The organism is Pseudomonas sp. F8002 (assembly GCF_013385495.1).
Taxonomy (GTDB): domain Bacteria; phylum Pseudomonadota; class Gammaproteobacteria; order Pseudomonadales; family Pseudomonadaceae; genus Aquipseudomonas.
In genome coordinates this window covers 496994-523774 of record NZ_JACAPW010000015.1, presented here as the reverse complement: position 1 = coordinate 523774, position 26781 = coordinate 496994, and the positions used below count along the sequence as shown (strand labels likewise).

Annotated in this window: 29 protein-coding genes and 1 tRNA gene; 13 read left to right on the top strand and 17 right to left on the bottom strand. The window is 61.2% G+C overall.

The annotated features are described in order from the left end of the window. Positions 1-156: 156 nt before the first annotated feature. On the bottom strand, positions 157-1173 hold the full coding sequence (locus HX811_RS14185) for a DUF4917 family protein (RefSeq protein ID WP_177046284.1): 1017 nt from the start codon (positions 1171-1173) through the stop codon (positions 157-159). A 127-nt stretch (positions 1174-1300) separates the two neighbouring features. Between HX811_RS14185 and yiaY the strand changes: the two genes are divergently transcribed. Beyond that, the gene (gene yiaY / locus HX811_RS14180) at positions 1301-2449 is read left to right on the top strand and encodes an L-threonine dehydrogenase (RefSeq protein ID WP_008437790.1); all 1149 of its coding nucleotides are present in this window, start codon (positions 1301-1303) and stop codon (positions 2447-2449) included. On the opposite strand, the gene HX811_RS14175 is transcribed toward yiaY, so the two are convergent. Next, positions 2416-3603: an MFS transporter gene (locus HX811_RS14175; protein ID WP_177046282.1), complete on the bottom strand. Its 1188-nt coding sequence runs from the start codon at positions 3601-3603 to the stop codon at positions 2416-2418. The genes yiaY and HX811_RS14175 overlap by 34 nt on opposite strands. Positions 3604-3718: 115 nt before the next feature. On the opposite strand from HX811_RS14175, the gene HX811_RS14170 reads away from it, so the two are divergent. From HX811_RS14170 to HX811_RS14150, 5 genes are all read left to right on the top strand, one after another. Next, complete coding sequence (locus tag HX811_RS14170; protein WP_177046280.1) at positions 3719-4393, top strand: NAD(P)H-binding protein; 675 nt, start codon at positions 3719-3721, stop codon at positions 4391-4393. Next, positions 4394-5305 carry a LysR substrate-binding domain-containing protein gene (locus HX811_RS14165; RefSeq protein ID WP_102604146.1) on the top strand — a complete coding sequence of 304 codons (912 nt, stop codon included), beginning with the start codon at positions 4394-4396 and terminating at the stop codon, positions 5303-5305. 257 nt (positions 5306-5562) lie between these two features. Continuing rightward, positions 5563-6756, top strand: coding sequence for a CaiB/BaiF CoA-transferase family protein (locus tag HX811_RS14160; protein ID WP_102604147.1), 1194 nt, complete (start codon positions 5563-5565; stop codon positions 6754-6756). Next, complete coding sequence (locus HX811_RS14155; protein ID WP_177046278.1) at positions 6753-7691, top strand: hydroxymethylglutaryl-CoA lyase; 939 nt, start codon at positions 6753-6755, stop codon at positions 7689-7691. Before HX811_RS14160 ends, HX811_RS14155 begins: the two co-directional genes overlap by 4 nt. Positions 7692-7750: 59 nt before the next feature. After that, positions 7751-9082 (top strand): MFS transporter, encoded by a 1332-nt coding sequence (locus HX811_RS14150; RefSeq protein ID WP_177019710.1) that lies wholly within the window; start codon positions 7751-7753, stop codon positions 9080-9082. Here HX811_RS14150 and HX811_RS14145 read toward each other — a convergent pair whose 3' ends face one another. Continuing rightward, the gene (locus HX811_RS14145) at positions 9083-9571 is read right to left on the bottom strand and encodes a DMT family transporter (RefSeq protein WP_003212086.1); all 489 of its coding nucleotides are present in this window, start codon (positions 9569-9571) and stop codon (positions 9083-9085) included. Positions 9572-9639: 68 nt separating this feature from the next. On the opposite strand from HX811_RS14145, the gene HX811_RS14140 reads away from it, so the two are divergent. Next, positions 9640-10563: a LysR family transcriptional regulator gene (locus HX811_RS14140; protein WP_177046276.1), complete on the top strand. Its 924-nt coding sequence runs from the start codon at positions 9640-9642 to the stop codon at positions 10561-10563. 156 nt (positions 10564-10719) lie between these two features. Then, positions 10720-11247 (top strand): DUF4142 domain-containing protein, encoded by a 528-nt coding sequence (locus HX811_RS14135; RefSeq protein ID WP_003212082.1) that lies wholly within the window; start codon positions 10720-10722, stop codon positions 11245-11247. A 55-nt stretch (positions 11248-11302) separates the two neighbouring features. On the opposite strand, the gene HX811_RS14130 is transcribed toward HX811_RS14135, so the two are convergent. From HX811_RS14130 to HX811_RS14105, 6 genes are all read right to left on the bottom strand, one after another. Continuing rightward, positions 11303-11728, bottom strand: coding sequence for a low affinity iron permease family protein (locus HX811_RS14130; RefSeq protein ID WP_003212079.1), 426 nt, complete (start codon positions 11726-11728; stop codon positions 11303-11305). A gap of 110 nt (positions 11729-11838) precedes the next feature. Then, on the bottom strand, positions 11839-12321 hold the full coding sequence (locus HX811_RS14125) for a methylated-DNA--[protein]-cysteine S-methyltransferase (protein WP_003212078.1): 483 nt from the start codon (positions 12319-12321) through the stop codon (positions 11839-11841). A gap of 89 nt (positions 12322-12410) precedes the next feature. Beyond that, positions 12411-12743 (bottom strand): hypothetical protein, encoded by a 333-nt coding sequence (locus HX811_RS14120; RefSeq protein WP_087692623.1) that lies wholly within the window; start codon positions 12741-12743, stop codon positions 12411-12413. A gap of 22 nt (positions 12744-12765) precedes the next feature. Beyond that, positions 12766-13176: a type II toxin-antitoxin system HicB family antitoxin gene (locus HX811_RS14115; protein WP_003212074.1), complete on the bottom strand. Its 411-nt coding sequence runs from the start codon at positions 13174-13176 to the stop codon at positions 12766-12768. Between the two features lie 23 nt (positions 13177-13199). Beyond that, positions 13200-13382, bottom strand: a complete 183-nt coding sequence (locus tag HX811_RS14110) for a type II toxin-antitoxin system HicA family toxin (protein WP_003189411.1) — start codon at positions 13380-13382, stop codon at positions 13200-13202. A 171-nt stretch (positions 13383-13553) separates the two neighbouring features. Next, positions 13554-14462: a LysR family transcriptional regulator gene (locus HX811_RS14105; RefSeq protein ID WP_177046274.1), complete on the bottom strand. Its 909-nt coding sequence runs from the start codon at positions 14460-14462 to the stop codon at positions 13554-13556. Positions 14463-14557: 95 nt separating this feature from the next. Here HX811_RS14105 and HX811_RS14100 point away from each other — a divergent pair, with 95 nt between their 5' ends. Together HX811_RS14100 and HX811_RS14095 are read left to right on the top strand one after the other, a co-directional pair. Further along, entirely contained in the window at positions 14558-15721 is a 1164-nt protein-coding gene (locus HX811_RS14100) for an MFS transporter (protein ID WP_177046272.1), read from the top strand. Beyond that, positions 15718-16908, top strand: coding sequence for an MFS transporter (locus HX811_RS14095; RefSeq protein ID WP_177046269.1), 1191 nt, complete (start codon positions 15718-15720; stop codon positions 16906-16908). Before HX811_RS14100 ends, HX811_RS14095 begins: the two co-directional genes overlap by 4 nt. Here HX811_RS14095 and HX811_RS14090 read toward each other — a convergent pair. The 3 genes from HX811_RS14090 to HX811_RS14080 form a co-directional block, all read right to left on the bottom strand. Beyond that, positions 16901-17209, bottom strand: coding sequence for an addiction module antidote protein (locus HX811_RS14090; protein WP_003212064.1), 309 nt, complete (start codon positions 17207-17209; stop codon positions 16901-16903). The genes HX811_RS14095 and HX811_RS14090 overlap by 8 nt on opposite strands. A 2-nt stretch (positions 17210-17211) precedes the next feature. Then, positions 17212-17505: a type II toxin-antitoxin system RelE/ParE family toxin gene (locus HX811_RS14085; protein ID WP_087692619.1), complete on the bottom strand. Its 294-nt coding sequence runs from the start codon at positions 17503-17505 to the stop codon at positions 17212-17214. 161 nt (positions 17506-17666) lie between these two features. Then, the gene (locus HX811_RS14080; protein WP_008437810.1) at positions 17667-18479 is read right to left on the bottom strand and encodes a helix-turn-helix transcriptional regulator; all 813 of its coding nucleotides are present in this window, start codon (positions 18477-18479) and stop codon (positions 17667-17669) included. 95 nt (positions 18480-18574) lie between these two features. On the opposite strand from HX811_RS14080, the gene HX811_RS14075 reads away from it, so the two are divergent. The 3 genes from HX811_RS14075 to HX811_RS14065 all read left to right on the top strand — a co-directional run bounded on the left by HX811_RS14075 (position 18575) and on the right by HX811_RS14065 (position 20558). After that, the gene (locus tag HX811_RS14075; protein ID WP_177046267.1) at positions 18575-19471 is read left to right on the top strand and encodes an SDR family oxidoreductase; all 897 of its coding nucleotides are present in this window, start codon (positions 18575-18577) and stop codon (positions 19469-19471) included. Positions 19472-19789: 318 nt separating this feature from the next. Next, on the top strand, positions 19790-20029 hold the full coding sequence (locus HX811_RS14070; RefSeq protein WP_063032677.1) for a DUF6124 family protein: 240 nt from the start codon (positions 19790-19792) through the stop codon (positions 20027-20029). A 79-nt stretch (positions 20030-20108) separates the two neighbouring features. Beyond that, positions 20109-20558, top strand: a complete 450-nt coding sequence (locus tag HX811_RS14065; RefSeq protein WP_177019703.1) for a GNAT family N-acetyltransferase — start codon at positions 20109-20111, stop codon at positions 20556-20558. 105 nt (positions 20559-20663) lie between these two features. Here the strand turns inward: HX811_RS14065 and HX811_RS14060 are convergent. From HX811_RS14060 to uca, 5 genes are all read right to left on the bottom strand, one after another. Next, positions 20664-20737 (bottom strand) — tRNA-Gly (locus HX811_RS14060). A 137-nt stretch (positions 20738-20874) separates the two neighbouring features. Continuing rightward, on the bottom strand, positions 20875-21759 hold the full coding sequence (locus HX811_RS14055; protein ID WP_003212046.1) for an alpha/beta fold hydrolase: 885 nt from the start codon (positions 21757-21759) through the stop codon (positions 20875-20877). Between the two features lie 305 nt (positions 21760-22064). After that, positions 22065-22757, bottom strand: a complete 693-nt coding sequence (locus tag HX811_RS14050) for a pseudouridine synthase (protein WP_177008910.1) — start codon at positions 22755-22757, stop codon at positions 22065-22067. Beyond that, on the bottom strand, positions 22757-22969 hold the full coding sequence (locus HX811_RS14045; protein WP_003212042.1) for a cysteine-rich CWC family protein: 213 nt from the start codon (positions 22967-22969) through the stop codon (positions 22757-22759). Before HX811_RS14045 ends, HX811_RS14050 begins: the two co-directional genes overlap by 1 nt. 73 nt (positions 22970-23042) lie before the next feature. Next, a complete protein-coding gene (gene uca, locus HX811_RS14040) occupies positions 23043-26684 on the bottom strand; it encodes an urea carboxylase (RefSeq protein ID WP_177046265.1) in 3642 nt (1213 codons plus the stop codon). Positions 26685-26781 lie beyond the last annotated feature (97 nt).

The window sequence follows — 26781 nt, the reverse complement described above, 5'->3', positions numbered from 1 at the left end:
GGAGTGCGGGCATGCCGAGCCTAGGCGAGGCACCGAGTGGTGGGGCAAAGCGTTTTTTGGTTACTTTTTTAGGCGTTTGTAAAAAAGTGACCCGCTGTAAGAGCGGAACCATAAGTGGCCGTTACCGCAGCAACGGATATGTACACCCCACCCCCATCACCGCTCCACGGGCACCGAAAGCCCCGAATTCCCAAGCACATGACTACGCGCATCAAAAAACCGCAACTCCACCTCCATCCCCTCAAACAACTCCGCAAAGCGCCGCTTCTGCTGCTGGATAAACCCCGCACTGCGGCCAAACACCGAAATCGCCAACGTGCTGATCTTCGCCTGTCGAATCGCCTGCACCAGATGCACATCCTGCGCGCCGAGGTGATGCCCAAAGATGCATAGCCCACCTTCATGGCCCAACAACTGCTCGTAACAGAACGACAAATAGTCAGAACTGCGAATGGTCTTCAGCTTCTCCTCAACCTTGCCCTCGCTGACAAACAACGGCACATCATCCAGCGTCTTGATCGTGTTGTTGATCGCAAAACTGCTGAGCAACGTGCTGTCAGTGGTCGGCAATTTACGCGCCGTACCATCAAGGTTACGCACCAGGTGCAGGCCACCATGCAGATACAAAATGCGCGTGATGTCGCAGGCAGTATTGCGCAGGTCAAAGCTCGCATCCGCACTGCGAAACAGATCATCGATGCCCGGCGCCTGCAGGATCGCCCAGTAGTTGAGCAGGTCGTAATTGCTGGTGAACACCGTCGGGTAACTCGCCAGCTCCTGATGGAGGGTCGCCAGTGTCGACGGCTTCACCAGGCGCCACGGAATATGCACGCTGTGGATCGTATTGATCAGCGCTTCCTTGATCGCGTAATAGCGATTACGCGGCGCAGCCGAGCTGACCGCCAGGGCCTTGTTGACCCGGCTGGTGGTTTTCAGTGCACCCAGCACCTGCTCGAAGCTGCGGGTCTGCATCGCGTCAAACACGCTGAGTTCGGACTGGCTCAGGGGTTTTTCTTCCACGGTGCGGGCGTTTTCGAACAGCGAGTCGTAGGCAAAGTCTTCCCACACTGCGCGGCTGGCGCCGTTGCCGATCAGGATCCCGCTGATGGCGGTACTGCTGCGCAAAGCGTTCCAGTCTTCTAGGTGGGCATCAAAATCCTGGGAATCCTTCATTGCGGCGGGTCTACTCGAAATCGGCTGGGCGGTGACTTTATCACGAGCGGGCGTTGATCCTGGTCAAGATGCCGCAGGCAATCGAGGTCGATGCTGTAGGCATAACGACTTTAAAGGATTAGCCATCATGAGCAGCACCTTCTTCATTCCCGCCGTCAACATCATGGGCCTCGACTGCCTCGACGAAGCCATGACCGCGATTCGCAACTATGGTTTTCGCAAGGCGCTGATCGTCACTGACGCCGGGATGGCCAAGGCAGGTGTGGCCAGCATGATCGCCGAGAAGCTTGCGATGCAAGACATCGACTCGGTGATCTATGACGGCGCCAAGCCCAACCCGAACGTCGAGAACGTCGAAAAAGGCCTGGCGCTGCTGCAACAGAGTGCTTGTGATTTCGTGGTGTCACTGGGCGGTGGCTCACCCCATGACTGTGCCAAGGGCATTGCCCTGTGTGCGACCAACGGCGGGCACATCGGCGACTACGAAGGCGTCGATCAGTCGGCCAAACCGCAACTGCCGCTGGTAGCCATCAACACCACCGCCGGCACGGCCAGCGAAATGACCCGCTTCTGCATCATCACCGACGAAACCCGCCACGTGAAAATGGCCATCGTCGACCGTAACGTCACGCCGCTGCTGTCGGTCAACGACCCGGCGCTGATGGTCGGCATGCCCAAGGGCCTGACTGCCGCCACCGGCATGGACGCGCTCACCCACGCAATCGAAGCCTACGTGTCCACGGCTGCCAACCCGATCACCGACGCCTGTGCGATCAAGGCCATCGAGCTGATCAGCGCCAACCTGCGGATTGCGGTGCGCGACGGTAAAGACCTGGCCGCCCGGGAGAACATGGCCTACGCGCAGTTCCTTGCCGGCATGGCCTTCAACAACGCGTCCCTGGGGTTCGTGCACGCCATGGCGCACCAGTTGGGCGGGCTGTATGACTTGCCTCACGGCGTGTGCAATGCGGTGCTGTTGCCCCATGTGCAAAGCTTCAACGCCAGCGTCAGCGCCGAGCGCCTGAGCCATGTGGCACGGGCCCTTGGCGCAGATATCAAGGGTACGTCGGTGGAAGAGGGCGCCCAGGCGGCCATCGCGGCGATTCGCAGCCTGTCCCAGGATGTGGAAATTCCTGCCGGGTTGCGGGAGCTGGGCGCCAAGTTGCAGGACATCCCGCTGCTGGCGTCCAACGCCCTGAAGGACGCCTGCGGCCTGACCAATCCGCGGCGGGCGGATCAGCGTCAGATTGAAGAGATCTTCCGCAGCGCGTTCTGATCAGTCCTGGCCATGGCGACGCACAGCAGTGCGCCGCCCGCCAGCGTCACGCATAACACCGCCAACGGCCAGGCCTGCTGACTCGCCAGCAGGCTGGCCACGCCACCGATCGCCGCAGCCATCAACTGATGCATAAAGCCGCTCAAGGCCATGGCGTAGGAGCCGCTCACCGGTGATTCATCATTGGCCAGGGACAGGCTGATGGGATAACTCATCGATTGGCCGAACACCGCCAGGCAATACGGCAGCCACAGCAGGATCGCCAGCCCATTGGCAAACAGGCTGCCCAGCAACATCGTTGCGCTGCCGCACATCACCAACGCCACGCCCCAACTCATCATCGACAGGCGCCCGGTGCGGGCGACGAGGCGATTGACCATCAACGCCCCCGCCAGATATGCCGCGCTGATCGGCCAGCCGAGCCAGCCATATTGCGCCGCGCTCCACTGGAAATGGCCCTGCAAAATCAACGGTGCGCAGGTGTTGAACGCGATGATCACCCCGTAACCCAAACCGCCCGCCAACGCAGGCCGCAGGAACGCCGGATGGCGCAGGATCGTGCCGTAGATGCGCCAGGCCGAGACGTGTCCAGAGGCTTTTTCCAATCTTGCAAACACCACCCGTTGCAGCGCAATCATCAAGCCGACAGCCGCGACCGCCAGCCCATAAAAGATCGCCTCCCAACCAAACGCCACTTGCAACAGCGAGCCCACAAACTGCCCGATGCCCAGGGCGATCACGAACGTCATGCCCAGCCACGACAAACCTTTGGCCAACAGGGCACCGCTGAAGCTGTCACGAACCAGCACCCGCGCCATCACCGACACACCGCCCGCACCGAGGCCTTGAACCAGGCGCAGGCCGAGGAACGATTCGAGGCTGTAGGCGGACGGAATCGCCGCACTGGCCAGCGCATACAACGCCAACGCTGCCAGCAACACCGGCTTTCTACCCAGGCGCTCACCGAGGCTGCCCCAGAGCAGCATCGGCAACGCCATGCCGATCAAGTACACCGCCAGGGCCAGTGCCACCTGGTCCTCTGCAGCGGTCAATGACAAGGCAATCGCCGGCACGGCGGGCAGGTAGCTGCTGATGCCAACCTGGGACAAAAAGGCCGCGCTGCAGGCAATGGTGAGGGTCGTGGTGCTTTTCAAGGGGCAAAAGATCCTGTTGAGCAGTAAGCTGCAAGCCGCAAGCTACAAGTTGCCAGTGGGTTTGTCTCTACCTTGCAGCCTGAAGCTAACCGCTTGTCGCTTAGGAACTAACCTTATGAGAGTTCTATTATTCGGCGCCACCGGCATGGTCGGACAAGGCGTGTTGCGCGAGTGCCTGCTGGCCAGTGACGTGCAGGAAGTCGTCGCCGTCGGCCGTACCGCGCTGACCCAGGAACACGGCAAGCTGCACCAGGTGCTGCATGCCGACATGTTTGATTTCCAGCCCCTGGAGCATCTGCTGCAAGGTTTTGACGCCTGCTTCTTTTGCCTGGGCGTGTCCTCGGTGGGCATGGATGAAGCCAAGTACACCCATTTGAGCTACGACTTGACGCTGGTGGCCGCCAGCACCCTGGCGCGGCTCAACCCGCAGATGACCTTTATCTACGTGTCCGGCGCCGGGACTGACAGCAGCGAAACCGGCAAAACCATGTGGGCACGGATCAAGGGCAAGACCGAGAATGCGTTGCTGCGCCTGCCGTTCAAGGCGGTGTACCTGTTCCGTCCCGGGGTGATCCAGCCGTTGCACGGCGTGCGCTCGAAAACCCCGCTCTACCAGTCCATCTACACCGTGGTCGGCCCGTTGTTGTCGCTGCTGCGCCATGTGCGACCGGCCTGGGTGGTGAGCACGGAAACCGTTGGCCGCGCGATGCTCTCGGCCGTCCGGCACGGCGCACCTCTGCCGGCGGTGGAGCAGGCCGATATCAATCGCCTGGCCACCGAGCGCGCCTAGATGCTGCACAAAAGCCTGGTTCGCCGCCTTGACCTGATTACCCTGCAATTGTTTGTGGCGGTGCATGAGGAAGGCACGCTGACCCGCGCCGCCGCCCGTGAAGCTATCGCGGTCTCGGCGGCCAGCAAGCGCTTGATGGAGCTGGAACAGGTGCTAGGCGTCAGCCTGTTTGTGCGCCAGGCCAAGGGCATGCAGCTCACGGCCGCCGGCGAGACCTTGCTGCACCATGCACGGCAGATGCTGTTCAATGTCGAGAAGATGGGTCTGGAGCTGGGCGAACACAGTCACGGCGTGCGCGGTTATGTGCGGATGCTGGCGAACCTCTCGGCAATCATTCAGTTCCTGCCCGAAGACTTGCGCGACTTTTCCGCGCTGCATCCACAGGTGAAGGCCGACCTGGAAGAGCGGCCCAGTAATGGCGTGGTCCAGGGTGTGATTGACGGCGTTGCGGACCTGGGCATCTGTTCCAGCGACACCGATACCAAAGGCCTGCCCGGTGTGACCTATCGCCGGGACAAACTGGTGGTGCTGATGCCGGCGGATCACCCGTTGGCGTCGCGCAAGACCCTGGCGTTCGCCGAGACGCTGGACAGCGACTACGTGGGGCTGCATTCCGCCAGTTCAATCAACATGCGCACCCATGCGGCGGCGCGGGAGGCGGGCAAGGTGCTGCGCTTGCGGATCCATGTGCCGGGCTTCGATGCCATGTGCCGGATGGTCCAGGCCAACATGGGCATCGGCATCCTGCCGCAAAAGGCCTATGAATTGTTTGGCCGGGCATTGGGCTTGCACGCGGTGCCGCTGACGGATGCCTGGTCGGACCGCAGCCTGATCCTGGTGGTGCGTGACGAGGCGCAGCTGTCGCCGGTGAGCCGGTTGTTGTTCGATTACCTGCGGCGGGAGCAGGCGTAAGCAAACCCTGTGGCGAGGGCGCTTGCTGTGGTGAGGGAGCTTGCTGTGGCGAGGGAGCTTGCTCCCGCTGGGGCGCGAAGCGGCCCCAAAATCCAGGGAGCGCTACGCACTCCAGCGGGAGCAAGCTCCCTCGCCACAACCAGTCCTTACTCAAGCGTTCGCATTTGGCGAACGCTCGTTGCCAACTGACGGTTGGATTTCTACTGCCTGCGTCCTCTAGCCTTGGCCCCACATTCCAAGAACAAGAGGTACACCCCATGACGGCTCCCCTGAGCGGTATCAAGGTGATCGAGATCGGCACCCTGATTGCCGCGCCCTTCGCCGCCCGGCTGATGGCCGAGTTTGGCGCCGAGGTGATCAAGATCGAAGCCATGGGGCAGGGCGATCCGCTTCGCAAATGGCGAAAGCTGCACGAAGGCACGTCGCTGTGGTGGTACCTGCAATCGCGCAACAAGAAGTCCCTGGCCCTGGACCTCAAGTCGGCAGAAGGCCTGGACCTGGTCAAGCAATTGCTGGGCGACGCCGACGTGCTGATCGAAAACCTGCGCCCCGGCGGCCTGGAAAAACTCGGCCTGGGCTGGGACGTGCTGCACGCCCTCAACCCCAAGCTGACCCTGGTGCGCATCTCCGGCTACGGCCAGACCGGCCCTTACCGCGACCGCCCGGGCTTCGGTGCCATCGGCGAGGCCATGGGCGGGATTCGCTACACCACCGGCAACCCGGACTCGCCACCGGCGCGGGTCGGCGTCAGCCTCGGTGATTCCCTGGCGTCACTGCACGGCGTGATCGGCGCGCTGATGTCGCTGTTGCGGGTCAAGACCGGCCAGGGCGACGGCCAGATTGTCGACGTGTCCCTGGCCGAAAGCGTGTTCAACCTGATGGAAAGCCTGGTGCCGGAATACGACATGCTCGGCCATGTGCGCGAACGCAGCGGCGGCGCCTTGCCCGGCATCGCACCCTCGAACACTTACCTGACCGCCGACGGCGCCTATGTGGTGATCGCCGGCAACAGCGACCCGATCTACAAGCGCCTGATGCTCGCCATCGGCCGTGCCGACCTGGCCGAAGCGCCGGAGTTTGCCCACAACGATGGCCGCGCCGCGAAAAGCGGCCTGCTGGACGCCGCCATCACCCACTGGACCAGCAGCCTGCCCATCGACGAGGTGCTAAGTGCCCTGGAAGCCGCCGAAGTACCGGCGGGGCGCATCTATTCAGTGGCTGATATCGTCGCCGATCCGCACTACCAGGCCCGCGACATGCTGCTCAGCGCCGACCTGCCCGGCGGCCTCACGGTGAAGATGCCCGGTATCGTGCCCAAACTGTCGGAAACCCCCGGCGCGGTGAATTGGCAGGGCCCGAGCCTGGGCCAGCACACTGATTCAATCCTCGGCGACCTGGGCCTGAGCGGCGCCGATATTCAACGCCTGAAATCCTCGGGAGTGGTGCAATGAAAAACTATTCCGATGCGCTGGTCGTGCAGGAAGTCTCACCCCGTGACGGCCTGCAAATCGAGCCGACCTGGGTCGAGACTGTCGACAAGATCGCGTTGATCGATCAACTGTCCATGGCCGGGTTTTCCCGGATCGAAGCCGGCTCGTTCGTGTCGCCCAAGGCCATCCCTGCGTTGCGCGATGGTGAGCAGGTGTTCCAGGGCATCACCCGTCATCCCGGGGTTATCTACGTGGCGTTGATCCCCAACCTCAAGGGTGCCCAGCGTGCCATCGAGTCCCGGGCCGATGAGTTGAACCTGGTGATGTCCGCCAGCCAGACCCACAACCTGGCGAATATGCGCATGCGTTGCGAGGCTTCGTTGGCCGCATTCGGCGATATCGTGAGCTTTGCTGCCGAGCACCCGGTGCGCCTCAACGGCAGCATCGCTACCACTTTTGGTTGCCCGTTCGAGGGCAAGATCGATGAGGACCGCGTGCTGCAATTGGTCGACGCCTACCGCGAGCTGGGCATCCAGGGCATCAGCCTGGCCGACACCACCGGCATGGCCAATCCGCGTCAGGTCGAGCGCCTGGTCAAGCGCGTGCTGGAACGTGTTCCGGCGAGCGACCTGACCCTGCATTTCCACAACACTCGCGGCCTGGGTTTGTGCAATGTGCTGGCCGCCTACGAGGCCGGTGCGCGACGGTTTGATGCGGCATTGGGCGGCCTCGGCGGTTGCCCGTTTGCGCCCGGCGCGTCGGGCAATATCTGCACTGAAGACCTGGTCAACCTGTGTGATGAAGTCGGGATCCACACCGGCATCGACCTGCCGCACCTGCTGAAAATGTCGCGGCAATTGCCAGCCTTGCTGGGCCACGAATTGCCGGGCCAGGTGGCCAAGGCCGGGCGCAATTGCGACCTGCATCCGCCACCGGCCTACATCGCCACCTTGTAAGCCGTAACCAGACAACAAAAACAATCGGACGCCTGCGAGCAGTCCGCTGGAGAGAATCGATGAGCCTTAATACGTTGGAGGCCGGCGTGCGCCCGGCCGCTGAACACGATGCCGAAAAAGCCCTGGTCAGCAAGGTCGCCTGGCGCCTGATGCCGCTGATCATGGTCTGCTACCTGTTCGCGTTTTTTGACCGCATCAACATCAGCTTCGCCAAGTTCCAGCTACAGGCCGACCTGAGCCTGAGTGACACTGCCTATGGTCTCGGCGCCGGGCTGTTTGTGGTGGGCTATGTGATCTTTGAAGTGCCGAGCAACATGATGCTGTACAAGGTCGGCGCCCGCCGCTGGATCGCCCGCATCATGATGTCGTGGGGGCTGGCGACGGCCGCTATGGTGTTCGTCACGGCCGAATGGCAGTTCTACGGCCTGCGTTTCATCATCGGTGCGATGGAGGCCGGGTTTGCCCCGGGCGTGCTGTATTACCTGACGTTGTGGTTCCCGCAGCACTTCCGTGGGCGCATCACGTCGATGCTGTTCCTGGCGTCGGCGTTTGCCGGGCTGGTGGGCGCGCCGTTCTCCGGGCTGGTGCTGGAACACCTCGATGGTGTGCTGCAAATGCGCGGCTGGCACTGGTTGTTCTTGCTCGGTGGCTTGCCCTGTGTGGGCCTGGGGTTCCTGGTGCTCAAGCTGCTCAAGGACCGTATCGAGGACGCCCACTGGCTGACCTCGGCGGAGAAGACGTTGCTGGCCAGTCGCATTGCCGTGCATGAACCCCACAAGAGCGGTGGCTCGTTGCTGGCTGCATTGCGTATCCCAGGCTTCCTGATGCTGGGTTTTATCTACTTCCTGATCCAGGTGGCGTCCTACGGCCTGAACTTCTGGGCGCCGCAACTGATCCGCAGCGCCGGCACCCAGAGCCCGGTGATGATCGGCTTGCTGACGGCGATTCCCTACGTCTGCGGCGCCATCAGCATGGTGGTGATCGGACGCTTGTCCGACGCCACCGGCGAACGTCGCAAGTTCGTCAGCGGCCTGGTGGCGCTGGGGGCGGTGGGGTTCTTCTGTGCCGGGATCTTTGCCGATCACACCACGTTCCTGATCGTCGCCCTGAGCTTGCTGGGCGCGGGGATCATCGCTTCGATCCCGACGTTCTGGACGCTGCCGCCGAAGTTGTTGGCCGGTGCCGGCGCGGGCGCTGCTGGCGGGATCGCGGTGATCAACACGTTGGGCCAGTTCGGCGGCATCGTCAGCCCGGTGATGGTCGGCCGGATCAAGGACCTCACCGGCAGCACCACGCCGGCGCTGTATGTCATCGGCGTGTGTGCGTTGCTGGCGGCGGCGCTGTTGCTGTGGGGCTTGCCTCAGAAGCTGCGCACCCTCGACAAGCGCTGATCAGCCGGCGGTCACCAGCGAGCGGGTGGGTGCGGCACTGAATTGAATCAGGGCCACACCGCCAATCAACATCAGCGCCCCGATCAACCGGGGCGCGGTCAATTGGCGTTCCACCAGCCCGAACAAGCCGAAGTGGTCCAGCATCAACGAGGCGACGATTTGCCCGGCCATCGCCAGGGCGATAAACCCCGAGGCGCCGAGCTTGGGCATCAGGATCAACGCCAGCGAAATGAAGCACACGCCGAACGCGCCGCCGCTCCACATCCACAGCGGCGCCTTGGTGATAAAACCCAGGTTGGGCAGCGGCAGGCGCAGGGCCAGGATCACCGGCAGCAGCACGATGATGCTCACCAGCAGCGAGGCGAGGGTGGCCCACAGCGGATGCCCCAGGCCGCGTCCCAGGTTGGCGTTGATCGCGCTTTGAAACGGCACCACTGCCCCGGCGAACGCGGCCAACAGCAACAAACCTACCCAATGCAACGTCGTCATGATCAATCTCCCAGAGGTTTTGCTGGACTCTAGGCTATTCGTCGCGCAAATTTAAATTCCAAGTTCTTATGCAGAACATGCAGCTGATGAATGATCTACGACGCATCGACCTTAACCTGCTGGTGATCCTTGACGCCTTGCTCAGCGAGCAACACGTGACCCGTGCCGCCGAGCGCCTGCACCTGAGCCAGCCGGCGGTGAGCCACGCGCTGGCGCGGTTGCGGGATTTGCTCGGAGACGCGTTGCTGGTGCGCCAGGGCAGCTCGCTGGTGCCCACTGCTCGTGCTCTGGAACTGGCCATGCCGCTGGCGGAAGCGCTGGCCCAGGTACAGGCGCTGCTGGAGCCCAATCGTTTTGATCCGGCGTCGGCCAAGCGCACCTTCCGGGTCGCCATGTCGGACTACAGTGCGGCGATTTTCTTGCCGGGACTGGTGCGCACCTTGCGCCGGGAAGCGCCGGGGATTGATTTGCAGATTATCCAGGCCAGTCGCGAAGGCATGCTTGACGGTGTGCTCAATGGCGATATCGACCTGGCGGCCGGGGTGTTTCCCGACATGCCTGCCGAACTGCGCAGCACGCCGTTATTTGAAGAGCATTACGTATGCCTGGTGGACCGTGACAGCCTGCCTGACAACGGCGTGCTTGACCTGCCTACCTACCTGGCGCGGCCCCACGTGTTACTGGAAATGCGTGGCAGCGGAACACCGGAAATCGAACGGGCGCTGACGGCGATTCGCGAGCGCCGACACGTGGCTATCAGCTTGCCTCATTGGGGTGTCGCGCCGCAGTTGATCCAGGGCACGGACCTGGTGCTTACCGTGTCGTCTCGCGGGCTGCTCAATATTGATCACGAACGGCTATTGGCCGTGCCGCCGCCGTTTCATATCCCATCGTTTGCGTTTGTGCTGGCATGGCATTCGCGGCGGGGGGGAGACCCGGCGTTGCAGTGGTTGAATGGGCAGGTGCAGGGCGTATTGTCTGAGCGCGGTTGATAAATACCGTGTTTGTTACCGGGCCTGTTTGGCAGCAGGGCATGACGACCGTTCGTCGCACTAACAAGTTTTTTCTAAACCTTTGCCGCCCTGAAAATTCAGATTCAGAGCGGGGCTCGTTTCCCTGCACCTGTTTATTACCTGGAGGAACCCATCATGAGCCGCATGGCTATCCGGTTACGCACCGCCAGTTTCGCGATGCTGCTGGGCCTCGGCGCCAGCAATGCTTTCGCCCAGTCGCCTGCCGATTTCATCGAGCAGGCTTCGGCCAAGGGCATGGCCGATATCGAGACCAGCCGCATGGCACACGCCAAGACTTCGTCCCAGGAGATCAAGGACTACACCATTGAAGTCATCAATGAACGCACCCTGGCCAATCAGCACCTGGCGGCCATCGCCAAGAAGCTCGACTTGCCGGTGGCCCCTCGGGACAAGATCGTCGACAAGGCCGAATCGCTGATGCCCGAGCTCAAGGACGGCGACTCCTTTGACGCCGCCTACACCGCCCAGCAGATCAAGGCCAACGAAGACGCGATCGCCTTGTTCAAGCAGGAGGGCGCCGAGTCGGATATCCCGGAAATAAAGGCTTTGGTGGATGAGACCTTGCCCAAGTTGGAAGAGCGCCTGGAGAAAGCCCGGGCGCTGGCGTCGACGTACGGTAAGGGTCACCAGGGCGACGGTTGATTGCCTTGAGTACCCCATGAAAAACGGCGGCTGGAGTGATCCAGCCGCCGTTTTTTTATGCCTGGTTCAGGTCTGTCTTGGACCGGCCATTGTCATCCGTTGTTTCGGTAACCAGGGTCGTCACAGTGATGGTTTCGCTGTCGCCGATGGTCTTGTACTCCTTGCGCAGTTTCTCCAGTTCCTTGCGGTCCAGGCCGTCCAGGCTCAATACGGCGTTTTGTGCATCCTTGGTGGCGCGCAGCAACTCATCAATCTTGATATGCAAAATGTCGTTGTCGCGGTTTTGCGTGTTCTGGATCAGGAACACCATCAGGAAGGTGATGATGGTGGTGGAGGTGTTGATGATCAGCTGCCATGTGTCGTTGTAGTGGAAATAGGGCCCGCTCAGACTCCACAGGAGGATCAATCCCACCGCCGCGTAGAACGTGCGGGCGCTGCCTGCCCAACGGGACAGGGATTGTGAGATGGCGGAGAATTTCATGACCGTTTTCCTATAAGGGTGGGTGATGAAAATACTGACCGCAGGCGCGCTCTGAAATTTCTTTTTACAATTGAGGATCTGAACAAAGTTGTACGTTTTCCTGCTGGGGGTCAGCCGTGATCCTCCAGCGCCAGCAGATACTGCTTGGCCTCAAGCCCGCCGGCGAACCCGGTCAAGCCACCCGACGCACCAATCACCCGATGGCACGGCGCAACAATCGAAATCGGATTGCGCCCGTTGGCGGCGCCGACGGCACGCACGGCCTTGGGGTTGCCTATCTGCGCAGCGATCTGGCTGTAGCTGCGGGTCTCTCCGAACGGGATGGTCAACAGCGCCTGCCAGACTTTCTTCTGGAAGTCGGTGCCGGCGAAGTCCAGTTCCAGCTCGAAACGATTGCGGGCACCGGCGAAGTACTCCTTCAACTGTCGCTCGGTCTCCAGCAGTACCGGGCTGTTGCTGGCTTCTTGCAGGGCACCCAGGCGAACGCGATTGGGCCGCTCTTTTTCCCAGAGGATGGCGGTGAGTTTTCCGTCACGGGCCACGAGGGTCAGTTGGCCGACGGGGGAGGGCATGTATTTGTATTCGTAGGACATGGTCGGGCTCCTTGAGTGGGTATGGCTCTACTGTAGATGGGCCGGCCCAGGGTGGAACTACGTTTCTTGCGGTCGAATTCGCGAACGACTTAGAAGTTCCAGTAAACCCAATCGGCGTAATACGGATACCAATAAAACCACGAGAACCAGTACAGCGCCTTGAGTACCGATGCCGTGCCAATGACAAAAAATGAAGCGATGTTGAGCAGCGTGATGATCACGGCAAATAGGGTTACACGCCGACTGGCGTGCAGTTGGGCAAACCGGGCGCCATAAACGGAGGCCGTGATGGACGCCAGCACCAACACGAGTCCCAGCGCAAAGGGCAGCCTGAGGAACGAGAGCAGCAGAGGAGCGATCAGCACCCAGCCCAGTACCTTGCGCAGTACGGGGCTGGGCGTGCGGTGTGAGGGAGGGAGCATTGCGCGGTTCCTTGAAGTGCTGTTACCGGTCCTGTTGCAATACCTTGAGGGCAGCAGACGCAAGAAAGCCCGAACGGCTTTTTTCTTCCGGATGATGCAGGACGTATTCGTCAATGCGGTTCAGCAGGTAGCCGGGCAACGTGATATTGAGTTTCTGTGCCTTGCCCAGGTACTTGGTCACATCAATATCCACCACCGCCCACGTGCAGCCGGCATATTGCGGGTTGGCGGCATGGAGGGTGACTTTCTGTGCTGTAGGAATGGGCGCACCGTCTTCTGCGAGGATCTCGAAGTGGCCTTCGATCGCTTCGCGGGCCATGGCCATGGCGTCGTCCAGATCATCTCCAGCTGAGAAGCAACCGGGAATGTCCGGGACTTCCACACCCCAGGCATGGTCCTCGTCACCGGTTGAAATTGCGATTGGGTACAGCATGTTTGTTGTCCTCCACGAACGTGTTAGCTGAGCAGAGCTTGTTTCAAAATGCTCTTTGCGGTCTTGTCCAGCAGGTCCTTTTTAGGATGGGGAATCGTCACCAGCCCCGGCTTTGTCGGGTGCTTGAAATGATGATGGCTGCCTCTGATTCGCACCAGATACCAGCCATCCGCAACGATGTGACCTATCAAATATCGGCTGTCCACAGCACCTCCTTGTGGTGTGTGTTGGTGGAGACTATAACCACTGAAAATAAATTATCAACACTCTACCTACCAGCGGTCGATGACCGGTGTTTCTGTAGGGGCTGTATGCAGTGTATGAGCGCATGGGGACGGTGCCCGACGGAGGTATTGCGAGGTTTTTCGAGAGAACAATCAGGCCTTCTGACGAGCCTGCAGCAACTCATCAATTACCGTGAGAAATGCCGTGACCATCAAGCTGCTTGCGCCGCTGCGCGTAAGAACGAGCAGCCGTGCATACGCTTGCGCGTCCACCAACGGCCGATACGTCACGCCCTTGTTCATCAAACTCTGCGTACATTCCGGCACCAGCGCCACACCTTGTCCCGCCGCCACCAGTGCAATGATCGAGGTAATTTGCCGTCCCGACGGCCCGGCCCTTAGTGGCAAACCTTTGTGCCGATAAAGCTGCTCAATGGACTGGTTAAGCCCCGAGCCATAATCGGCAGGGAACAGAATCAACGGGTACCCACTCAACTGCGCCAGGCTGACCTCGGCCTGGTTGGCCAACGGGCTGTCGCTGGACACCGCCGCCACCAGCCGCTCCTCACCCAACGACAACGCTTGCACCTCAGTCTGACCGTCCTGGGGCAGTAGCCGGCTCAAGCCGATATCCAGGCGGCCATCAGCCACCTGTGCGCCCAGGCTGCCGGAGGCGCATTCCACCAGCGTCAGTTGCACATCGGGAAAGCGTTGGGCGAAGGCTTGAATCGCTTGGCTGAACAAGTCCGACAGGGCTATCGAGCTGACGTAACCCAGCGCCAGTTGCCCGGCGGCACCCGCCGCCAGTTTGCCCGCGATGACTTCAGCGAGGTCGACCTGCTCCAGCACCGCCCGTGCGTAGGGCAGGAACGCGCGCCCCTGGGGAGTGAGCGAAACCGTGCGACTGGTGCGGTCGAACAGGCGAAATCCCAGCTCAGTCTCCAGCGCGGAAATCTGCCGGGTCAACGGCGGCTGGGCCAGGTGCAGGCGAATGGCCGCTCGGCCGAAGTGCAATTCTTCGGCGACGGTCAGAAAGTAACGCAGCTTGCGTAGGTCGAGCATCCTGGCCCCAGGGTATTGATCGGTTCGAAATCGGTATTGGTCTCGGGTGTGCGGGTCATTCTATAAAGGCCTCAGATAATAAAACGAGAGGTTTCATGAAGCCGCGCCTGCATTGTGCCCGTCTTGCCCTGTTCCTGTGTGGCTGCGCGGCGTTTCTCAACCTCTACGCCACCCAGAGCATTTTGCAGCCCCTTGCCGCCAACTTTGAAGTGAGCGCCAGGACGGCCGGTTGGAGCATTACCGTCACCACCTTGGCGGTAGCGCTGACCGCGCCCTTTGTCAGCCGCCTGACCGGGCGTTTTGAGCAACGCACGGTGATCTCGGCGGCTGCGCTGTTGCTGGCGTTGCCGGCGCTGATGACTGCCTATGCCAGCAGCTTTGCCGAACTGCTGGTGTGGCGCTTTATCGAAGGCATGCTGATCCCCGTGGTGTTCGCCACCAGCGTGGCCTACATCGGTGATCGCTGGCGCGGCGGCACCGTCACCGAAGTCACCAGCCTCTATGTGGCCGGCACCGTGCTCGGCGGGTTTGCCGGGCGCTTCGTCACCGGCGTGATGACCGAGTACGTCGGCTGGCGCGAAGCCTTTGAACTGTTGGCAGTGTTGAGCCTGATGGTGGGCGGATTTATCCAGTTCCTGCTGCCGGGCAATCCGCCCCGAGTCGCACGACCTTCAACCACCTGGGCCGACGTGCTCGGCACGCCGCTGCTGGCAGCCTACGCCGTAGGATTTTGCGTGCTGTTCTCCCAAGTGGCGACGTTTACCTACGCTGGCCTTTACCTCAGCCAAGCCCCGTTCGACCTTGGCCCGGCGGCGCTGGGCACGATCTATATGGTGTTCCTGCTGGCCCTGGTGGTCATTCCCGTTGCCGGGCGCCTGAGCAAATCCCGCCCGCAATCCGAACTGCTGACGGCGGCTGCGGTGCTTGGCGTTTGTGGCTCGGGCCTGACCTTGCTGCCATCCCTGTGGTGCATCGTGCTGGGCCTGGCCCTTAGCTCCACGGGCGTGTTCCTCGCCCAGGCCGCGGCCAGCGCCTTTACCACTGCCACCGCCCGCCACAACGAGGCCGGCGCCGTGGGCCTGTACCTCACCTGCTATTACCTGGGCGGCAGCTTCGGCGCCATCGTCCCGGCGCTGATCTGGGGGCGTTGGGGTTGGGTGGGGTGTGTGGCGCTGATCATCGGTTTCCAGCTACTGTCGTTGCTGATCGCCCTGGCGGGCTGGAAGCCCCTCCAACCTGAACTGAGCAAGACCTCATGAACGATGCCGTTGCCCTGCCGGTACCCGAGACTTCCGCCCGTCGCCGCTCGTTGATCGCCGGCTGCAGCGCCCACGCGATTCACGATGGCCTGACCGATGTGATCTACGTGCTGCTGCCGATCTGGCAAGCGCAGTTCGGCATGACCTACGCCCAGGTCGGCCTGCTGCGCGGTGCCTATTCCGGGATGATGGCGGTGTTTCAGCTGATGGCCAGTCGCGCCGCCAAACGCTGGGGACGCACGCCGATGCTGGTGGGCGGCACGGCGCTTGCCGGTGTTGCCTATCTGTTGGTGGGGCAGGCGACCGGGTTGGGCATGTTGTTGCTGGCGCTGCTGTTGGGCGGGCTGGGGGCGAGTACCCAGCATCCGCTGGCTTCTTCGATGATCACCGACACCTACGAGAGCGGTGGTGGGGTCAAGGAAGCGCTGTCTCAATACAACTTCTCCGGGGACATTGGCAAAACCCTGGTTCCCGGGCTGGTCGGCCTGTTGCTGACCGTCATCAGCTGGCGCGCGAGCGTCACGCTTCTTGGAATGCTGGGATTGGCCGCGGCGGGGTTGCTGTGGTGGCTGATCCCAACGCAGGCAGCGGCGTCTGCTTCCGGCAAAACCGCCAAGACCTTGATCGGAAGTGGCTCGGTCAGCGGCCTGCGTGCGCTGATCGTCACGGGCACACTCGACAGTGCCGTGCGCATGGGTTTTCTCACGTTTCTGCCCTTTCTTCTGCAAGCTAAAGGCGCCGGCACTGCGGGCATCGGTCTCGCGCTGACCATGCTGTTTATCGGCGGCGCCTTCGGCAAATTGCTCTGCGGCTACCTCGGCGCACGTATCGGCATGATGAAAACCGTGTGGCTGACGGAAACCAGCACAGCGCTGTTGATCGTCGCGGCGGTGTACCTGCCGTTGAGCGGGTTGATGGTGATATTGCCGGTGTTGGGGCTGGCGTTGAATGGCACGTCGTCGGTGCTTTACGGCGCGGTCCCGGACTTGGCCGGCGCGGGTAAACGCGAGCAGGCGTTTGCGGTGTTCTACACCGGCACCATCGGCGGGGGCGCGTTGGCGCCGGTTCTTTTTGGCGGGCTGGGGGACTCGATGGGCGTGCCGGTGGCGGTGATGGTGCTGGCGGGGATGTTGTTGCTGACGTTGCCGTTGGCGTGGGTGGTGCAGCAGGGCTGCTCACTCAAATAATCGAATGATTGGCGACATGCCCCGGCTGTGCTTGCAGATCGATACCCAGTGCGTGAAGCACCTTGAGTACCGTTTCGAAGCGGGGCTTTGCTCCAGGGGCAAATGCCTTGTACAGACTCTCACGGCCCATGCCGGTATCGGTCGCGACCCGCGCCATCCCGCGAGCTTTGGCCACGTACCCGACGGCCCTGAGGAACTCCTCGTTATCGCCGTCGGCCAGAACTTGAGAAAGGTATTCGCTGATGGCTTCATCACTGTCGAGCAGTGCCGCCATATCAAATGTCGTCAGTGTTTGGCTCATGATCAAACTTCCTTTGCCAGTTTTTTTGCTCGCCGGATGTCGGCGTCTTGTGAGGATTTGTCGCCACCGGCCAGCAAGACGATGACGGTTCTTCCTCGCTGCGTGAAATACACTCGATAACCCAGACCGATATCTACGCGCATTTCCGAGACACCATTGCCTACCGTCTTTATATCGCCCAGATTGCCAGCAGATGCGCGATCGATGCGCCGGGCGATGGCGATTTTTGCGCGTAAATCACGTATTGCTGAATGCCAGGTAATGAAGGTCTGCGTTTGCTGGACATGATAGTTCACGGGTTCTCACTGTATCCATATGGATACTGGCTGGCAATAGGCATGAGCACGTGCGCGCGGCGCGGTTAGGCGCAGGAGAATGATGTGAGTAAGGCTAAGGATTCAAATGGTCTCTTGTTGCGAGCGATTGCAGTGTCGAAGTCTCTTGCAGTTGCTGGCGCCTAATCCATCAAGGATGCGATCCGCTGCGCATCCTCCGGCGTCGCCGGGTTGTACACCACCATATTCAGATCCTTGCGCCCATCGACCGCAAACACCGAATACTCAAATTCGATCGGCCCCAACACCGAATGGCGTATTCGCTTGATGCGATCACCATGGGCGCCCTGAACATCGTTTTCGCTCCACATCGCCTTAAACTCAGGACTGCGTCGACACAGTTCATCCACCAGCGGCTGCACCTGCTCCGCCGCGCCTGAGCGTGCCGTATCAATCCTGAAAGCCCCCAACACAAACCGCGCCACGCTTTCCCAGTCGTATTGGGCCGCGCGGGAATTGGGATCAAGGAACATGAACCGCAGGATATTTCGCTGTTCCGGCGCCTGGGATCCGTAGTCCATCAACATGACCGTCGCCGCCTGGTTCCAGGCCACCACATCCCAGGTCGCCGTACGCAGGATCGCGGCGCTGGGGTTCAAGGCATCCAGTACCCGTTGCAGGCGTGGCGTCACCGTTTCGTTTTGCTGATAGCGCACTTCGGGTGGGCGTCCGAAAGCCAGCAGGAACAGATGCTCGCGTTCGATATCGGTCAACATCAGCGCATGGGCAATCCGCTCCAGCACTTCCACCGACGGCGCGCCGCCACGGCCCTGTTCGAGCCAGGTGTACCAGGTAGGGCTGATGTTCGCGCGTTGGGCCACCTCTTCGCGGCGCAAACCTGGCGTACGCCGTCGTGCCGATGAGAAGCCGAATGCCGCCGGATCAAGCCGGGTACGTCGGTCTTTCAGATAGCTGCCCAACTGGTTTGCGCTCATAGCCTGTTAGCCTCTATACCCTGATAACTTCACTACTTTACCCGTATAGGGCAAGCGCACAGATTAGTCTCTGAATACACACGGAGATACGGTTCATGCGCATATTTATAACGGGTGCCAGCGGATTTATCGGGTCGGCTGTCGTCAAGGAACTGATCGCGGCGGGCCATCAGGTGCTGGGGTTGTGCCGCTCGGATGACAAGGTGGCAGCGCTGGAGGCCGCCGGGGCTCAGGTACATCGTGGGTCGCTTGAGGACCTGGGAAGCCTCAAGTCTGGTGTTGCCCAGGCGGATGGCGTGATTCACCTGGCGTTCAATCACGACTTCTCGAAATTCGTCGCGAACTGCGAGGACGACCGCCGGGTTATCCAGGCGCTGGGAGAGGCACTTGCCGGGTCGGATCGACCGCTGATCATTACCTCTGGTGTCGGAATTGCGAGCACCGTGCCGGGGCAGTTGGCGACGGAGGATGGTGCGGTGGTTACCTCAGCGCAGATTCCTCGTGCAGCGTCGGAAGAAGCGGCTAACGCTGTAGCCGCGACGGGGGTGAATGTGTCGGTGATGCGTTTGCCTCAAGTACACGACACCGTCAGGCAGGGGCTGGTTAGCCCGGTGATCGAGTTGTATCGCGAGAAGGGCGTTTGCGCTTACATCGCTGACGGGAAAAACCGTTGGCCGGCGGCACATATTCTGGACGTGGCCCAGCTCTACAGGCTGGCGATTGAAAGAGCCGAACCGGGCGCGAGGTATCACGCGGTGGCAGAGCAGGGTGTGTCGCAGCGGGAGATTGCCGAGGTCTTGGGGACGCGGCTAGGGTTGCCGGTTAAATCCATTCCGGCGCAAGAGGCTCAGGGATTTTTTGGTTGGTTGGCAAGGTTTACCGCTCACGATATGCCTGCATCCAGTGCTATCACGCGCAAGAAGTTGGGATGGGAGCCGGTGGGGCTGGGGTTGCTTGCGGATCTTGCGCAGTTGGAGGGAATTGAAGGCTGAAGCGCGGATTGGCCTGAATATTTGAACCTTGCTCCATTGCCTACACAACCATCAGAATCGTCCCGGTTGTGCGCCTTGGACGACCTCTTTAAGGTTCGTCAGCCGCTGCCCATCAGCGGTCGGGTTTAGTAGCCCTGTGAAGTTTTGGCGTACGGCTGTTCTGTCGGTCAGGCATTTTATTGCCTGTGCCTAATGGTAGCTGTGCGCAGGGCGTCTTCGGGCGCGCCGGTTCTGAAACTTCCCGGTCTACTAACCTGCGTACAGCTGCCACCCTAATTTCCGTAAGACTGGGTGGTGGTCCTTCTTGAGGATCAACAGATGTGTACTGACTCGTATAATTCACCCGTAAGAATATTCAGCGTACGTCCCGAGATCGGCACCGATGCATTGCTCGCCAACGCCTACGAAACCATTGCCGGCGCTGGCGCAATGACCAACGAATTTGCCGATAACCTGCCAGACGAGCATCGCTGTTTGGCATTGGCAATTCAGCAAATGATTGAGCTGGGGCTTTTACTGGTAGAAGCCGTGCAGGACCGAGTGGATCGGGTTTCTTGATTCTATAAAGGCTTTCCCTTCCAGGCCGCACATACCAAGGGAAGGGCAGCCGATTTTGACGTGTTGGGAGTCAGTACCGATGACCCGGAACAGCGAGACAAGCACAGATCCGTCGACCCGAGAGGCAACATTTGAAGACGTGAGTGCAATGGTTGAACTCGACGCTTACGCGAAATCGAATGTCAGCCGTGGCGAGCTTATTCACCAGGCTGTTGAGAAGCATCAATGCTTGGTTGCGGTGGAAGCTGGCAGCGTCGTCGGCTATCTCGTACTTACCTATGATTTTTTCGGGAATGGCTTTGTTTCACTGGTGGTTGTCTCTCCTGAACACCAGCGCAAAGGCATCGCGCTTCTGCTGCTTGTAGCCGCCGAATCCCGATGTAAGACGGATAAGCTCTTCACCTCCACGAACAGCTCAAACGTCGCTTCACAGCAACTCATATCCAAGGCTGGATTCTTGCGCAGTGGCGTTATTGAGAATCTGGATGAGGGTGATCCGGAGCTTGTCTATTTCAAGGTTGTTCGGTGATCGGCAGCCCTCGCAAATTTCGAGCATAAAAAAACCGGCCACCAAGGACCGGTTTTTTACACATCCCCCGTCAACAACCAGCCTGACGCAGGAGCAAAATCTGAGTGGAGCGGGTAGAGGGAATCGAACCCTCATCTAAAGCTTGGGAAGCTTTCGTTCTACCACTAAACTATACCCGCTCAGAGCGGCTGACTTTGTACCAGATGTGCTCGCGGATTTGAAGTTTTTCTTCGAAAATTCTGTGTTTTACGTGCCAACGGTCGATCGTGGGCAGGCGGCCCCCCTGGGAAATCCGGCCCGCCCACAACCCCACCGCTCATACGGCAAACGCATGCTGTGGCTGTGACGCGTGGTACCGCAACCGGCTTGGCTGCTGCTCCGGTCTCAAAAAGCCCATCAACGCCTCCCGGCTATCCCGGCACGCGGCCTTGTGTTCCATATCCAGAAAGTGCCCGGTCGCCTGAATCGTGCCGAAGCTGCTTTTCGCAATATGTTGCCCAAACAGCTTGGCATCCTGGGCACTGGTGTACTCGTCCCATTCGCCGTTCAAGAACAACACCGGTATATCAATCTGCTTAGCGGCCTTGAGGTAGCACAGCCGGTCGCTGTTGAGCACGTGGCTGATGTGAAAGTGCATCTGCCCATACTCGTGCTCGGCCAGGCTGCTCACGTGTTTGTGATTGAAGCGTTTGAACAGCGACGGCAGGTGTTTGCCGATGGTGCTGTTGACCAGGTGGCCCACGCGGTCGCGGTCGAGGTTGCCGAGGTAGTCGACACCGCGCTCCAGGTAGTCGCGCATCGGGGCGTTGATCACCGGGGAGAACGAGCTGATCACGGCCTTTTCCACACGGCGCGGGCGATGGGCGAGGGCGACGAGGGTCGCGGCGCCGCCCCAGGAAAAGGACAGCACGTGTTCGGCGGCGAAGTGGTCGATGAGTTCCAGAAGGATCTGGCCCTCGACTTCTTTCGTCAGCATATGCTCGTGGCGGTTGTGGATTTTGGAGCGGCCAGCGTAGGGCTGGTCATACAAAACCACGTTGAACGTCGGGTGCAGGCTTTTCACGGTCTGGGCGAAAGACGCAGTGGTGGCCATTGAGCCGTTGACCAGGATGATGGTCTTGGCTGCTGCGTCCGCGCGATAGAACTCCGTGTAAACCCGATACTGACCCTGTATATCCAGCACAGCGATTTCTGGCCTCATGTCGTAAGACTCCTGGCAAGCGGGTAATGCGCGCAGATCACTCTGCACGAGCTTTGTGACAGGTAGGCATACGCCTGGAAGTGAGGGCCCATGTCGATCCGGTACTGGCTGGCCGACGGGTGTTGTTATGGCGGGCAATTTGCCGTGAGAGGCCCGCAGGTCAAGCGTGCGGACGGGCAAAGTGTTTCTTGTAGGTAGGGGTGACTCGCCAGTCAAATTGCGGCTGGCTGGGTAGATTCAAGCATCAGGGATGCCAGTTCGCCAGTCGATGGCGTGGGTTTTTGCCATCATCGGCTGAACGGTCATCAGACCTGTTGGATTTCAGCCTCTGTAAGCGCCCGGTAATGGCCTGGCGCAAGGGCTGCGTCCAACTCCAGCGGTCCCATGCGTTCGCGGTGCAGGCGTATCACTTTGTTGTCGAAGTGCCCGAACATGCGCTTCACCTGGTGATAACGCCCTTCAATGATGCTCAGGCGCGCCGTTCTGGGGCCCAATAGTTCCAGTTCCGCCGGTTGGGTGGTGAGGTCTTCAAAGGCGAAGTACAGGCCGGCGGCGAAAGTGGCCGCGTATTGCGGGCCGATGTCCTGCTCGGTCTCGACGTAGTAGACCTTGGGCAGTTTGGTTTGCGGCTGGGTCAGGCGGCGCGACCACTGGCCGTCGTTGGTGATCAGCATCAGGCCGGTGGTGTTGAAATCCAGACGACCGGCGATGTGCAGCTCGTGCTTGTCCGGTTCATCCAGCAGGTCGAGCACCGTGGGGTGTTGCGGGTCGGACGTGGCGCTGACGCAGCCCTGGGGTTTGTGCAGCATGAAGTAACGCGCGGGTTTGCCGGCTTGCAGCACTTCGTCATCCAGCAACACACGGCTGAACTCGCTTACCGGGTGGTGCGGATCGCTGATGGCCTGGCCGTCGACGCTGATCCGCCGCTCCACCAGCAACAGGCGAACCTGTTTACGGTTGAAACGGGGCAGGTTGCTGAGGAAACGATCTACGCGCATTACGACCGCTCGTTGCCGCGCAGTTGTTCGTCCACCTGGGCACAACGCGGGCACAGGCAGGCTTTATTGCGCAGTTCCGCCGGCAAGGCTTCGAGCACTGCGGGGTCGATGCTGACGGAATAGCACCAGCATGCCTGGTCGGCAGTGCGCGGGTCGGCCAGGGCGCAATCGTTGCGGGCGCCGCAGGCGGGGCAGAGGGTTGGCGTGGTCATCGGTCGGTTCAGGCTGTATCGGACAAGGTCCCGGTGAAACCCGGTGTGCCTTGCACGATACAGCCCCGCCGCGTTATTGCAAATCACGCTCCAGCACCACCACCCGTTGGCCTGCGCCAATGCCGCTGCCGGGCTGCACCGGAATTTCCCGCACGGTGCCGGCGAACGGTGCGACTACCGGGATTTCCATTTTCATCGACTCCAGGATCACCAGCACATCTCCCGCCGCCACGCGTTCGCCAGCGCTGACCTGCACTTGCCAGAGATTGCCGGCGATGTGGCTGTCGATGCTGTATTCATTGGCCTGCAAGGGCGTGTCTGCGCCCTGTGGTGCGGCGAGTTCCTCGCTGTCGAAATGCGCCTGGCCGCTGGCGATCCAGCGTTCGCGTTCGGCGTTGAACGCGCGCTGCTGTTGCCCGCGAAACGCGCCGATGCTTTCGGCTTCCTGCGCGAGAAAGGCCTGGTAATCCGTCAGGTTCAACTGGCTGTGTTCGATGTTCAGTTCAAACCGCCCAAGGGGGAAATCCCTGCGAATCTGCACCAGCTCATCGGCGCTCACCGGGTAAAAGCGGATCTGGTCGAAGAAGCGCAGCAACCACGGTTTGCCATCGAACGCGGCCACTTCCCGGTAGCGGTTCCACATCTGCAAGGTACGCCCGACGAACTGATAACCGCCGGGGCCTTCCATGCCGTAGACGCACAGGTAGGCGCCACCGATGCCCACGGAGTTTTCGGCGGTCCAGGTGCGTGCCGGGTTGTACTTGGTGGTGACCAGGCGGTGACGCGGGTCCAGCGGCGTGGCCACGGGCGCGCCGAGGTAGACGTCGCCCAGGCCCATCACCAGGTAGCTGGCATCGAACACGGTGTGGCGCACTTCGTCGAGGTTGGCCAGGTCGTTGATGCGGCGGATGAACTCCAGGTTGCTCGGGCACCACGGGGCATCCTTGCGCACGGTGGTCATGTATTTTTCGATCGCCAGTTGGCAGGCCGGGTCGTCCCAGGACAGTGGCAGGTGGACGATGCGCGACGGCACTTGCAGGTTTTGGCTGGCGCAGACGGCGTGCCATTCGGCGGTGATCAGCGCCAGGAGGTCGGCGAGGGTAAGTTGTTCGGGCTGGTAGTGGATTTGCAGGGAGCGGATGCCGGGTGTCAGGTCGATGACGCCGTGCAGGGCTTGTGCTTCGAGGGCTTGCATCAGGGCGTGGGCGCGAAAGCGCAGCACCAGGTCGAGTTCCGGGGCGCCGATTTCCAGGAGCAGGTGGGTGTCGCCGGCGAGGCGGGCGACGAGGCGGGTGTCGGCCTGGCCGATGTCCAGAACAACAGGCGACCTGATCATTCCCACGCTCTGCGTGGGAATGCATCCTGTGACGCTCTGCGTCATTGCGTCGACAGCGGGACGCGGAGCGTCCCAGGCGGCATTCCCACGCAGAGCGTGGGAACGATCCCAGTTCAAGGCGAGGTCTCGGGCGGTCTTGATATCGACGGGGGTGAAGCAGATTTTGTCACCCGCCTTGAGCTGGCCCAACTGCCACAAGTCCGCCTCGATCACCGTCACCGGGCATACAAACCCACCCAGGCTCGGGCCATCGGGGCCGAGGATCACCGGCATGTCCCCGGTAAAATCCACCGCACCGATCGCATAGGGATTGTCGTGAATATTCGACGGATGCAACCCCGCCTCACCGCCATCCGTACGCGCCCACAGAGGCTTCGGCCCGATCAACCTCACACCCGTGCGGCTGGAGTTGAAATGCACTTCCCACTGGGTGGCAAAGAACGTCTCGATGTACTCGGGCTTGAAGTATTCCGGCGCGCCGTGGGGGCCGTAGATCACCCGCAGTGTTCGCACCTCGCCAAGCGGTTCAGGCACTAGCGTATTGCCGCAACTGAGATCCTCCAACGGCAGTAAGTGCAACACATCACCTGGCCGCAAAGCCCGCCCGCCATGCCCACCAAACTGGCCAAGGGTGAAGGTACTTTTGCTTCCCAGATAATCCGGAACCTGCAGCCCGCCGCGCACGCAAAGGTAGCTGCGAGCACCGGCCCCGGCGATGGTGCCCAGGCTCAAGGTTGCGCCCGCCGGGATCAGCAACGCGGTGTTCATCGGTACCGCTTCATCATTCAAGCGCAGCACAATGTTTGCACCCGTCACCGCCACCACCGCCGCACAATTGAAGCGCAGCAACGGCCCGCTCATGGTGATTTCCAGCGCAGCGGTGCCCTCGGCATTGCCCAGCAGGCGATTGCCCAGGCGCAGCGCGCGACTGTCCATCGGCCCCGACGGCGGCACGCCTACGGCCCAGTAACCGAGGCGCCCCGGATAGTCCTGCACACTGGTTTGCGTGCCGGCGCTGAGCACTTCAAACGTGTTGGCGTGGCACACCAAATCTTCAAGGCAGCGCGTCCACGGATGGCCACTGGCGAACGGTGTAGCGAGCAGAATCTGGCGCAGATAATCGCGGTTGGTTTCCACGCCGTACAGTTGGCTGTTGCTCAGGGCTTGATGCAAATCCAGGCGTGCCTGTTCGCGGGTCGGCGCCCAGGTGATGAGCTTGGCGATCATCGGGTCGAAGTAGGGCGGAATCTCGCAACCGGCCTCCACCCACGTGTCGATGCGCAGGCCTTCAGCGACCGGGAAGTCCACATACGTCAAAAGCCCCGGGCTTGGCTGAAACTCCCGGCCCGGATCTTCGGCGTACAGGCGTGCCTGAATCGCGTGGCCGTGAGGCTTCAGTTGCAGTTCCCGCAATGGCGGCATTTCCCCGGCGGCCAATTGCACCATCCAGCGCACCAGGTCCACGCCCCACACTTGCTCGGTGACGCCATGTTCCACCTGCAACCGGGTGTTCACTTCCAGAAAATAGAAGCGGCCATCGGCGCTATCAAAGATAAATTCCACGGTGCCGGCGCTGCGGTAATTCACTGCCTTGGCCAGGGTGATGGCGGCACGGCACAGCTCATCCGCCATGCCGTCGGGCAGGTTCGGCGCCGGGGTTTCTTCAAGCACTTTCTGGTTGCGCCGCTGCACCGAACAGTCGCGCACGCCGAGGGCGATGACCTCGCCGCAGCCGTCACCAAACACCTGCACTTCCAGGTGCCGGGCGTGCTGGATGTACTTCTCGATAAACACACCGGCATCGCTGAAATTGTTCTGGCCCAGGCGTTTCACCGCCTCGAAACAGTCGCGCAATTCATCGGCGCTGTGGCACACGCGCATGCCGATCCCGCCACCACCGGCGGTGCTTTTAAGCATGATCGGATAGCCCACGGTTTCCCCGGCCAGTAGTGCGGCGTCGAGGCTGTTGAGCAGCTCGGTGCCTTCCAGCAGCGGGATGTTGTGCTGCCTGGCCAACGCGCGCGCGGTGTGCTTGAGGCCGAACACCCGCAGCTGTTCCGGCGTCGGGCCGACGAAGGCGATGCCTGCTGTTTCGCAGGCTTCGGCGAAGGCGGCGTTTTCCGATAGAAAGCCATAGCCGGGATGAATCGCGGTGGCGCCACAGGCCTTGGCCGTGGCGAGGATTTTCTCCACCGACAAATAGGTGCCGGCCGCCGCGCCTTCGCCCAGGCTGTAGGCCTCATCCGCTTGCTGGATATGCAGGCTCGCGGCATCGGCTTCGGAATACACCGCCACGCCCTTGACCGAAAGCTCACGCAAGGTGCGCAGGATGCGGCAGGCGATGGCGCCACGGTTGGCGATCAACAGTTTTTCGAACATGGCAAAACCCCGCAGGCCGATGAGTGCTCGGCCTTGTCCTGGGATGCGGGCCGTCCCGCAAATGTGGATGGCGCTGCGGTCGTCCGCAGCGCATGCA